Raw genomic sequence first — 12,758 nt, 5'->3', positions numbered from 1 at the left:
AAGGTTATTTTATATGTTAGAAAAAGAGTTTAAGTGCGCTTCAATCATTGTTTTTACTTCGTTTTCATTAATGTTGGGAGTAGCACCTTGATAAGTAGCTACTAACGAACCCATAGCACAGGCGAATTGTAAACTTTCTGTAGGACTATTGTTGGCTAATAAATTCTTGAGTAAACCTGCTAAAAAGGCATCTCCGCTACCTATTGTATCTTTTACAGTTACCGGAAAGCCTTCGTTTTGATAAAAAATACCATCTTTCAAAAGAATTGCACCGTCGGCTCCGAGTGTCACACAAAGTGTTTGAATGTCAAATCGTTTGGCGATTGCTTGCATCGCAATTTCTAATTCCGTAGATTCTTCGCACCAAGTAGCAATTTGACCGAGTTCTTGCTCATTCATTTTCACCATATTGGCTATTTTTAAATAAGAAAAGACGAGTTCAGGTGTGTAAAATGGCGTTCTGAGATTCACATCAAATACTTTGAATTTAGCTTTTGACAAAAGAGTATTCAAGGTTTGAGCCGTTTGTTCACTGCGAGCAGATAAACTCCCAAAAATGAATACATCTGAATTTTCAACAGCTTCAATTAAACTATCTTCTACTTGGATATAATCCCAAGCAACGGGATGCACAATTTTATACGTTACCTCATTTTCATCACTTACATTGGCTTTTACAACACCTGTCAAGTGGGTTTTTCCATGTTGAACAAGCTCGGTTGACAAACCTTTTTCAGTGATAAATTGTATCAATTCTTCCCCTAGTTCATCATCGCCAACACGGCTAATTACGCTTGGGTTAAGTCCTAAATTTTTTAGTTGAACAGCTACATTCATGGGCGCTCCACCCGCTTGTTTGCCAGTGGGAAGCACATCCCAGAGCATTTCGCCAAAGCAAATGATAGTTGGATTGGTCATTCTTTCAATTGTTTTAAGGTTAAGGTTTTATTGCTTAATGAAGCACTACTGCTCTTTCCATTCCTTCCAAAGAAGTTCCTTTGGTTTCAGGCATTACTTTCCAGACGAATAATAATTGTAAAATCATCATCGAAGCGAAGAAAGTAAAAGTGATTCCACCTCCAAAAGTTTCGGCGATATAAGGAAAAGTAAAAGTGATGATAGCGGCTAAAATCCAGTGCGTGAAACTGCCTAATGCTTGTCCATAAGCACGTACTTCGTTCGGGAAAATTTCTGAGATAAATACCCAAATAACAGCCCCTTGTGAGAAACCAAAAAAGGCAATAAAGATGAATAGATAGAAAGAAACATTGATGCCGATATTGCCACTAAAAAATGCTTGAGCAACCAAAACTAACGAAGTAATCAATCCTAAAGAACCCCAAAACATCAATACTTTTCTACCAAATTTATCAATCAATGAGATACCAACAAGTGTTGAAACAAGATTGATTAAACCAATTCCAGCCGATGATAAAAGCGCTGAATCTTTTCCTAAACCTGCCATTTCAAAAATACGTGGCGCAAAGTAAATAATGGCGTTGATTCCAGACACTTGGTTAAAAACTGCGAACAATACCGCCAACATAACTGGTTTGCTATACGCTGGTTTGAATAAATTGGTAAAGCTATTTGAAGAGTGACCTTTTGCCTGACTTTGAATGGCTTCAATAATGTCTTCCGCAGTGGCGGCATCAATGGTTGCTAAGATTTTTCTAGCGGTATCAACAGCTCCTTTTTTCAAAATTAGCCATCTTGGACTTTCTGGAATAACTAAAACCGTCACTAAAAATAGTACTGATGGAAATGCTTGTACACCCAACATCCAACGCCAAGCGTTTTCGCCAATATCAACCAACAAGTAATTTGAAAGATAAGCAATCAAAATTCCGAATACTACATTGAATTGGAACATGGCAACCAAACGACCTCTTTTGTGTGCAGGTGCAATTTCTGAAATATACATGGGTGCTACCACCGAAGAAACCCCAACGCCTAATCCGCCAAGAAATCTAAACACCAAAAAGATACTCCAGTTGGGTGCGTAAGCCGTTCCTAAAGAAGAAAGTAAATAAAGAATCGCTACTAATAATAAGGTTGTTCTTCTTCCGTATTTTTCGGCTGGAATTCCACCGATTAAAGAGCCTAAAACTGTTCCTATTAAAGCGATTGAAACCGTAACGCCGTGTTCAACTACGCTAAGATTCCATAGTTTTTGAAGCGTTTGCTCTACGCCTGAAATTACTGCGGTGTCGAATCCGAAGAGAAATCCTCCTAAAGCTGCGGATAATGCCCACAAGAATATTTTAATATTTTGATTCATGTTAACTTTTGGTATAAGTTTTTTGATGAACCAAAATTAGTACTTAGGATAACGAAGGGCTGTCAGTATTCTTTCAAAGAGTATTTAATTTGATACATTGTTTTAAATATTTGACAATCAAGAATTTAAGCATATTTAAAATAATTGAATCATTAAATTTGATACAGCATTTTAATAAATGTTACATCAAGAATTTCGCCATTCTGATGGCGTTTGATTGGTTTTTTGTTTAAAGAAAGTAGTGAAATAACTTGGGTTGTTAAAGCCTGTTTCGTAAGCTACTTCGGCAATGGTTTTATCGGTTTCTTTCAACAGTGCTTTGGCTTTTAATAATTTAAAATCTGCTATATAATCGGTAACATTTTTATTCGTCAAAGCAGAAATTTTACGGAATAATTGTACTCTCGACATTCCCAATTCTTTACTTAATTTCTCTACTGATAAAGAGCTATCGTTCAGATTTTTTTCAATAAGTAATTCAAATTCTACTAAAAATTTACGTTCTGTTTTTTGAATTTGACTAGGATTGGTGATTTCGCTAGAAAAACGGCGACGCATTCTATCTCGGTTTTCTAAAAGTCCTTTGATTTTTTCTTCTAATAATTGCTGATTAAACGGTTTTGAAATATAAGCGTCTGCTCCAGCTTTTGCTCCTTCAATTTGGCTTTCCATTTGTCCTTTGGCGGTCAGTAAAATCACAGGAATATGCGAAGTACGGAAATCATTTTTGATTTTTTGGGTCAACGAAAATCCATCCATTTCTGGCAACATCACATCACTAATGATTAAATCTGGAATATTATTCAGAATTTCTTCCCAGCCTTTTTCCGCACTTTCTACGGGAACAGTATTATAAGCGATTCTTAACTTTTGGGTTAAAAATTGGTTTAAATCTTGATTATCTTCAATCAATACAATTGTATTATCATGAACAACAGAATTATTTGCGAATATTGGTGTAATTGGTTCAACACTTTCACGTAAATAAGCATTTTCTTTAACCGACTCTTTTTCAATACTTTGACATTCAACATAGGGCAAAATAATTTTAAAAGTTGTTCCTTTCCCTTTTTCAGATTCTACTTCTATATCACCTTGATGAAGCGAAACGAATTCACGAGAAAGTGCCAAACCCAAACCTGTTCCCAAAGAAATATTCTGATTTCCACGATAAAATAAATCGAAAGCTCGCTCTTTTTCTTCTTTACTCATCCCGATGCCATTATCCGAAATCAAAATCTCTATTTTCTCAATATTTTTTAAGAGCGACACGTGAATTAAACCACCAACTGGCGTGTATTTAAAGGCATTTGAAATAATATTGAAGAGTACTTTATCCAATTTTTCAGCATCGAAACCGAATGGCATTTGTGCAAATGGACAAATAAATTGTAAGTCGATATGTTGTGTTTTTGCTTTTACATTAAAATCGGAAACGATGTCTTTCACAAAAGCTACCAAATCTTGTTGACTTACTTCCAATTCCATTTTGCCTGCATCAACTTTTCTTAATTCTAGCAGTTGATCAACCAAGCGGAGTAATCTGTTGGCATTTTTATAAATTAATTGAAGCGCATTTTTGGTTTCTTTTGCATCAACCGATTTACGATGTAAAATATCTTCCGTAGGCGTTAAAATCAAACTCAAAGGCGTGCGAAATTCGTGCGAGATATAAGAGTAAAAACGTAATTTATCTTCTGTAGCTTGTCGGGCAAGTTGCGAAATTCGTTCTATTTCATCTTTTTGTTCCAAAATCGCACGATTTTGGTTGGCTAAAACTTGATTCGATTTCTGTTTTTCTCGTAAAAGATAGAATAAAATTCCTCCTAGAGAAATAACCACCAGCAAGAAAATAACGGTTAAATAAAGTGTATTTTGTTGGGTTGAAAAGATACGAGTCAACTCTATTATTTTACTAGCTTGTCGTTTAATGTCGTCTTGTTGTTCTTTGATTTTTTGGTATTGAGCCAACATAATGCCTACGTTTTCGGCATTGATGATGGTTGTAAATAATTGATTTTCCTTTTCAAAAGGTTGTTTTGTCAAAATTTTAACAGCCGTTTTGATGGCTTCTTCTCCGCCAGTAGGATATAAAATGGTTGCAGAAATAATGCCTTTCCTCACCAAATCAATGCCTTGATTTGCACCATACAAACCATCAACACCAATGATTTTTTTGTTCAAACCCAAGCTTTTACATACGTTTGCGATGGCGTGAGCTAATCTATCATTGTGAGCATAAATCAAATCGACTTTAGGATGCTGACTTAGAAAAGCCCGAATTTCTTCTTGGAAATACTGTGGTTGTCTTGCAGAAAAGAGTGATTTCACCAATTTTAATTGAGGATTCTTATTGATTATTTTCAGAAAACCTTGGTGTCTGTCTATCGTCGGAGACGTTTTTGCACCTTCGCCTACTTCAAAAATTGTTCCTTGTCCTTTCAGGATGATGTTTGCATAAATCCCAGCATTTTGTCCGATGAGTTTGTTATCTGCACCAACAAAAGCCGTATATTTTTCAGAAGTAGTTTTTCGGTCAACGATAACCACAGGAATTCCTGCATCGAATGCTTTTTCAATAATAGCCGTCAGTGGTTTGGCTTCATTGGGTGTAACGATGATTAAATCTACTTTGTCATCAATAAATTGCTGAATCTGAGCGATTTGCCTAGTACTATTACTGTTTGCATTGGCGATAGTCATCCCGATATTATTATGAAAAGCCAATTCACTTTCCATTCCTTCTACCATTGTTTTACGCCAATTATCGTTCATGGTACATTGGGCAAAACCAATTTGAAAGGTCTTTTTTTCGGACTTATTACAAGCGTACAACATCAAGATGATCGATAGTGCTACAAATATTTGATAGATTTTTCTCATCTGTTTTCTGTTATAAAATGGTATAAATTTTTGAGTTTTGTTTCAATGAAAATGCTAAAATACGAAAGCTTTATAAACAAGAAAAAGATAAACTACTGGGTTTTAATCCAGTAGTTTATCTAAGTATTCTATATAAAATAAACGAAGTTATTCTATGAATTAAAGTGATATATACCTGTATTTTTATATTCATCACTCACAATTCACAACTCTTAACTTATTAGTTGTACGCAACATTAATGGAATCTTATTTCCAAGTACTTTTCAAATTCCAGACTTTGAAGGTCTTTACTTTGAAAGTTTTTTCAGAAGTATTGATTTTCATTTTTGTGTAATCTTCATTCGGAAAGAAAATATCGGTAATTACTGTTTCGCCATTATCTGCAAATAACTCAGCTGATGATACGTCGAAATAAACGTGTAATTTGATAATTTTGTCGCTCGCTAATCTTGGTGCAAGATGTACTTTTTGAGCAAAAGTATCAGAAAAATCTATTTTACCAGATTTGGTTCTATCGCTAAAGAAAGTATTACTTTCACTATCATAACCAATGATATATTTTTCACCTTTACTGTTTGAGAGTTCTACTTCTACCTTCCCTTTTTGTGGTTTTTCAAAGGATAATTCTAGTTCGGATAAAGTTGGCTTAAAGTTCAATTTTGAAGTAACATCTAGCGAACCTGCAAAGGTTAAATTACTTAATTGTAAAGCTTTTTTAGTGGGATTTCTCAAAGCTTGAAGTTCTTTAACAGGCGTAACGGATACTCTGTAACCTTGGCTAGTTGATTTTAAGTTTAATACTCTGGGAAGTGTAGCGGCACTTCTCCATGCTCCAGTGGGAACAATATTGGCATATTGCCAGTTACTCATCCAACCGATTAAAATTCTTCTACCATCAGCTTTTGGAATATCCGACCAAGTTACGCCCGCATAATTATCTCTGCCATAATCCAACCAAAGTCCGTTGCCATTTTTCACAAAAGGCTTAAGGGCTTCGTCAAGAATAAAAGTTTTTCCATCAAAATCACCCACGAAGTATTGTGTTCCTGAACCACCGTTTGGTCCGCCCGGATTAATGTTTACAATCAAAACCCATTTGGTAACATTACCATCTTTTAACGGAAACATATCTGCACATTCCCAAACGCCACCGTGATTACCCCATTCTTTGCCAAAACTTCCTGTATTTTCCCAATCTTTCAAGTTTTTAGAAACCCAAAATTCATGATGATCTTGTACCGCAAGCGACATTACCCATTGATTATGAGCTTCATCCCAAATTACTTTTGGGTCTCTAAAATCACGTGTTCCTGTATTTTTAACAACTGGGTTTCCTGAATATTTTGTCCAAGTGCGTCCTTTATCGTTACTATAAGCAATTCCTTGATTTTCAAAATCATTTCTACCAGCCTTTTCACCTTCCATATTATGATAAGTAAAAATAGCTACTAGTGGTGGTTGATTATTGATGCCAAAACCACTTGTATTTTTCCAGTCAACCACGGCACTTCCTGAAAAAATATAGCCTAAAGTATCAGGATAAAGTGCAATAGGTAGGTTTTCCCAGTGTGTTAAGTTTTTACTAACTGCATGTCCCCAGTGCATTGGTCCCCAAACGGTTTTATCAGGATAATGTTGATAGAATAAATGATACTCCCCTTCGTAAAAAAACATTCCGTTGGGGTCGTTCATCCAGCCTTTGGCAGGTGAAAAATGGAATTGAGGTCTGTGTTGTTCTTGGTATAATTTTGATGTTTCATGATGCTGTCCAAAGCCTTCTGTTGTCAAAAACAAAACGAAGACTATGCAAAGCAAGCTTATGTGTTTAGCCATTTTAATGTAAATCATTTTTCCATCATTTAAATAGTGAGTGAATGCCAAAGTTTACCTTTGTGCTTTTCTATGATTCAAAATTACTGGTAGATATTTTTTAAATGATGTACTAATCTTTCCAAAAATTCCAATTTTGATACAAAAATCAACTAGCTCAATATCAATAAATTAGCTATTCATCAAAACATTAAACTATTAAATATGTTACCAAAATTCAATTCATGTTACATCCATAAATCTCTTGCCTTTTATTCCCTACATTTTGCAGCTTAACAAGCTTTTGTTTTGGCATCATAAGGGAAGGTTAAGGTAAAAGAAGTGCCTTTCCCTTCGGTACTTATAAATGAAATTTGTCCGCCTAAAATATTGGTAAATTCTTTGGTAATGGTTAACCCCAAGCCTGTTCCTTCGATTTGTAATACATTATTCGCCCTGAAAAACAGTTCAAATAAATGCTCCTGATCAGCCACAGGAATCCCAATTCCATAATCGGTAATGATAAGGTTGAAAGTATCTTGAGCAAAAACTAATTCTAAACTTGGGTTTTTAGCATTTGGTGAATACTTAAAAGCATTATTCACCAAATTACTGATGATATGGTTCAAGAATGAAGTATTAGAAGTAATCAATCTGTGTTTTTCTGGCAATATTAAATCTAAACTTCTACCGTCTTTTCGGTCGATATAATATTGATTATTTACATGATGAATCAATTGGATAATGTCAATGGATTCAACATTGTACTCTTCGTGATTCACGCTAGTTTTTTCCAATAATAAAATATCTCTCAACATTTCTGTAAGACGATTCGACTGAAACACGATTTTGCTTAAATGTTGCTTCGTTTTTTCTTTAAGCGTTTCATTTTCAATCATGTTTACATAAATATCCAGAATATCAATACTACTTACAATGGTCGCAATGGGTGTTCTGAATTCATGAGAAGCAAGTGCTGTGAAACGATTTTTAAGGATGTTCATTTCACGTTCTTTCTCCAACGACAACTCTAATTTTTTAAGTTGTTTCTGAGCTTCTTCTGCTAATTTTATTTCGGTAATATCTCTTTCAATGGAAATCCAATGAGTAAACCAACCCGTTTCGTCTGCCACTGGAATTACAGTGAAATTTATCCAGAATTCCTCTCCATTTTTCTTATAATTGATGGTGGTAATTTCGCAAGGTTCCCATTTACGCAAAGACTTACTTAAACGAGCTAATTCTGCTCTATCAGATTTTGGACCTTGTAAAATACGAGGCGTTTTTCCTATTACTTCTTCAGAAGTATAGCCAGTCATGCTGGTAAAGGCTTCGTTTACATACAAAATTCTTGGTCCGGGTTCATCAAAAGGTTCTGCTTCGGTAATCATTACCGCATCATTTGTATTTACCACGACAGACTCTAACAATTTCAATTGGCGTTCTCTTTCCTTTTGTAAAGTAATATCCTGTATCGCACCTACCATTCTAATGCCTTTTCCTTGCTCATTTCTGATGAGGAATCCCTTATCAATCACATGCGCATATTTGCCATCAGCTCTTTGAAAGCGGTATTCATCGTACCAATTATTTCCAGTACCTTCAATAGAAAGGTTGATACTTTTAATGACTCTGTCCTTATCATCAGGATGAAGGTAGCAAGTCCAAGAGTCTAAAATAGTTGTAGGAGATTCATGTTCATGACCAAACATATTGCGGTATCCTTCTCCCCAAAGAATAATATTATTTTCTAAATCCCAATCCCATATAGCATCAGAAGTTGCTTTAGAAGCAAATTGGTATCTTTCATTACTTTCAATGACAGATTTTTGAGCTTCCACTTTATCAGTAACATCTACCACAGTAGAAATCATCAAATTTTGTTCGTAAATCGGAATATTTTTGGCGTTTACAATGCGTTTTTCACCAGTTTTAGTAGTGATGGTTATTCCTTCCCAACTCATTCTACTCTTATCTCCACTTAAAATATCCGTCATAATGCGTTCGCTTATTTCTTTTCTATAAGCTTCATCAGGATATATTTTTTCAAAGAAAGTAGTAATATCTAAAATATCTTCATTTGTCCAGCCATAAATTTCACTAAACTTTTTGTTCATCAAAGTGGCTGTTCCTTCATCTATTTTATTTACTGCAATACCTATCGGCAAGTTTTCTAAAGCAGTTTCAATAAACTTATTTCTTTCTTTTAATGCGATTTGACTATTTTGATATTCGGTAATATCCTGTACCGTTCCTTCTAAAAAGAGTGGATTACCAGCTTCATCTCTGATAATTTTCCCGATTTCATAAATCCATTTGCTCGAACCATCTGGCAAAATAATGCGGTACTGTATGTCAAGGTCTTTTTCTCCTTTCAACGCAGTGGCTTGTTGCTCGATATAATGCGCTCTGTCTTCTGCTTGTAAAGTAAGTAAGAACGACTCGTTATTAACCTTAAATGATTGTTTTGAAAGTCCCCAAATAACATATACTTCATCTGACCAATACAGACTTTGCTCTTTGATATTTACTTGCCAGTAACCTAATTTAGCAATATTAGTGGCTGCACGCAGTTTTATTTCATTATCTCTTAATTCTTGTAAAACGTTCTCTTTTTCAGTAACATCATTTATTTGTACTAAAACTACTCGTCTTCCTTGATAGTCCATTAAACGTCCCAAGCCTTCAACTTTTATGAGTTCCCCATTTTTAGTCTGATGAATTCTTGTTTTCTTGTAAAGTCTCTTATAGCTTTCTTCGCTATATATGACCTCAAACATCTCTGGAATTTCAGACATTGGTCTTAAATCTAAGATGGTTAATGCCAAAAATTCTTCACGAGTATAACCATATTTGGTATGGGCTACTTCATTGCAATCCACAATCTCAAGAGTTTTGAAATCCCAAATAAACATTGGAGCAGGATTGTTTTCAAAAAGATGTTTGTATTGTTTTACCAATTCTACCAACGCTAATTCATTGGCTTTTTTTTCAGTTGCGTCTTTAGCAACGCTGTAATAAAGTTGGTCTATTTCGTCCCAAGTACTCGACCAAGTAATTGGCACTGTCCAACCTTCTTTATGAATATATCTGTTCTGGAAATTTGTTGTTTCTACACCACTTTTTATGATATTTTCTCTTTCTATTGTTCGATTGCAATCTTCTGGGTGTACATAATTGATAAAATGTTTTCCTATCAATTCTTCAGGTTTATAGCCTAAAATTTTGAAAGAAGCATCACTTACTTGTATGAATCGTCCTTCTATATCAATGGTACAAATCATATCCAAAGACGATTGCATGATTTTATGAAGCTCTTCTTTGGTTCTTTGTAGGGCAAGTTGTTGAATTTTTTCATCAGTAATATCTTGAAAAACGCCAAATAATTTTATAGGTTTCCCCTCTTGATTTTTAATCAAACTTCCTCTCGAAATAATGTGTTTGATTGTCTGGTCTTCAAGAAGAAATCTTTTTTCAACCCTGTACTCCTTCCCCGTTTGCATGGCACTTTCCATTGCTGCAATAGCCATTGATCTATCTTCTGGATGAATTACGCCCAAACCTCTTTCAAAATTTACTTCAAAAGCTTTTGGCTCATAACCACAAATTCGATAGACTCCGTCTGACCAATGTAGTTTATTCGTTTTAAAATCTAACTCCCAAGTACCAAATTTTGAAATGACTTCAGCTTTATTCAGTAGCTCAGTGTTTTTGCTAATGATTTCATTCGCCTGTTCTAATTGTTGTTTCTGCAAAACACGTTCACTAACATCCACTAGCGTTTGCATAACGAATTGTACTTGTTCGCCTTCCAAAATAGGAGTATGTGTTATTTCCCAATATTGGTCTTCTTTGTTTAACACTGCCGTTGGCGAAACAGAAATTGTATGAGGTATTTTCTGTTGAACCACTTTTGCTAAAGAAAGCCTAAGTGATGAGCGTATTTCAGCTTGTGTTCCTTGTATCTCAAAAATGCTTTTTCCAATTAAATCAACATTATCTAAAGCGCACATTTTTAAATAAGCATCATTAATATCGATGATTTTAAAGTCTTTTTCATCCATTGATAATAGTAAGCATGGCGAAGGAAGAACTTTAAAAATGTTGTTTGGAAATGCTAGATTCATAATGATGAAATGTTAAATAATCTAATAAAGTAGTTAGGATTTGTATTTTATGAGCTAGCTCATTTATTCAATATTGATGGAAATCTCGCTTTAAAAGCACTTTAATGCCAAATGTACGTGATTGTTTCGTAAAATCTTAATGGAAAAATGGCTAACAGTATTTCCATCAAAAAGGTATTTCAAAGGGAAATTACAGAAACAAATCTTCATTAAGTTAAATAAATAATTGAAATTATCTATTTTGTGTCATTTTGAATATAATATGAAACATATCACCAAAGTATTTGTTCATCGTTTTTTAAACTTTACGCAAATTTGATAGCACATTTTTCTTAGAAAATGCCCGTCTTTTTTCCATGAGATTTTAGCTTTATTATTCCTCACTGGTTGATTCTTTTTTGAGATTTTTTATTGACAAAAGGGTATTTCTCAGCTGAAAGATAATCAAGGGCTAATAAGGATTTATCAACTATTTACAGTCAAAATACTTGAATGAAACCACTTTCGGATTCCAAAATTAATTTACGCTAAACAAAAAAACGATGAAAATCAAACAACACTTTACTATTATCATCACTTTATTATTGATTAATCAAATTGCTTACAGTCAAAAATATCAGCAAGAAGCACTCAGTTTATATGAAAAAGTGCAAGAGCGATTTTATGACAAAAACGCAAAACTCTATACGGATGTCGATACCCTTGAACGAAAGTTTTCGCATTTATGGGGTTTGTGTTGCATGATTCAAGTAGTGAATGAATTAGAAAAAGCACAACCTAAAAAAGACTATATGTCTGATGTGATGAGCGCCATCAATGCCTATTATTCTGAAAAGAATTCAATCGGCGGCTACGATTCTTACTTGGTGAAATTGGGCGGTGGCGATCGTTATTATGATGATAACCAATGGGTTGGTATTGCTCTTATGGATGCTTACGAAAGAAATAAGAGAAAAGATTACTTGAAAACCTCGATAATGATTTACGATTTTATGATGACGGGCTACGACGAAGCCGCTGGTGGTGGACTTTACTGGCGTGAAGTAGATAAAATAACCAAAAATACTTGTTCGAATGCACCGGGTATTATTTTGGCTTTGCAATTGTACAAGGCTACGAAAGACAAAAAGTATTTGAAGGTGGCAGAAAATCTTTATGATTGGACAAACAAAAGGTTGCGTTCGCCAGAAGGTATTTTTTATGATAATGTAGTCATCAAAACCGATGTGATTGACAAGCACGCTTATACTTATAATACTGGTGCGATGCTTCAAAGTAATGTTTATTTATATGAAATCACGAAAGATAAAAAGTACTTGATAGAAGCGAAAACCATTGCGGAATCATCTTTAAAAACTTTTTATGCAAAACCAAAATTCAAAGATGATTATTGGTTTAATGCAGTGATGTTGAGAGCATTTAAACATCTTTACAAATATGATAAAGATGAAAAATACCTGAATGCTTTTAAAACTTGTACAGATGTTGCTTTAACAAACGACTTGAATGCACAAGGATTAATGGGAAAAAACAAAGCTGTCAATTTGGTTAATCAAGCAGGAATGATTGAAATTTTATTGAGACTTTCTGAAAAGTAGTAAATTGTTTTTGGCTGTAAATAAAAAAATGGAGCAAATTTGCTCCATTTTTTTATGCG

General features: G+C 34.3%; 6 protein-coding genes. 1 reads left to right on the top strand and 5 read right to left on the bottom strand.

Going from position 1 to position 12,758, the window contains the following annotated elements; genetic code table 11:
* Positions 1-9: 9 nt before the first annotated feature.
* The 5 genes from VB798_RS13890 to VB798_RS13870 form a co-directional block, all read right to left on the bottom strand.
* The gene (locus tag VB798_RS13890) at positions 10-918 is read right to left on the bottom strand and encodes a carbohydrate kinase family protein (protein WP_323259289.1); all 909 of its coding nucleotides are present in this window, start codon (positions 916-918) and stop codon (positions 10-12) included.
* 34 nt (positions 919-952) lie between these two features.
* A complete protein-coding gene (locus VB798_RS13885; RefSeq protein WP_323259563.1) occupies positions 953-2,296 on the bottom strand; it encodes a sugar porter family MFS transporter in 1,344 nt (447 codons plus the stop codon).
* 171 nt (positions 2,297-2,467) lie between these two features.
* Positions 2,468-5,164, bottom strand: a complete 2,697-nt coding sequence (locus VB798_RS13880; protein WP_323259287.1) for a substrate-binding domain-containing protein — start codon at positions 5,162-5,164, stop codon at positions 2,468-2,470.
* A gap of 247 nt (positions 5,165-5,411) precedes the next feature.
* Positions 5,412-6,998 (bottom strand): glycoside hydrolase family 32 protein, encoded by a 1,587-nt coding sequence (locus VB798_RS13875; protein WP_323259285.1) that lies wholly within the window; start codon positions 6,996-6,998, stop codon positions 5,412-5,414.
* A 269-nt stretch (positions 6,999-7,267) separates the two neighbouring features.
* Positions 7,268-11,101: a PAS domain S-box protein gene (locus VB798_RS13870; protein ID WP_323259284.1), complete on the bottom strand. Its 3,834-nt coding sequence runs from the start codon at positions 11,099-11,101 to the stop codon at positions 7,268-7,270.
* A 542-nt stretch (positions 11,102-11,643) separates the two neighbouring features.
* On the opposite strand from VB798_RS13870, the gene VB798_RS13865 reads away from it, so the two are divergent.
* Positions 11,644-12,699: a glycoside hydrolase family 76 protein gene (locus VB798_RS13865; RefSeq protein ID WP_323259282.1), complete on the top strand. Its 1,056-nt coding sequence runs from the start codon at positions 11,644-11,646 to the stop codon at positions 12,697-12,699.
* The last annotated feature ends 59 nt before the right edge of the window (positions 12,700-12,758 follow it).

The organism is Arcicella lustrica, assembly GCF_034930985.1.
In the GTDB taxonomy this organism is placed as follows: domain Bacteria; phylum Bacteroidota; class Bacteroidia; order Cytophagales; family Spirosomataceae; genus Arcicella; species Arcicella lustrica.
This window is presented reverse-complemented; position numbering and strand designations above follow the sequence as displayed.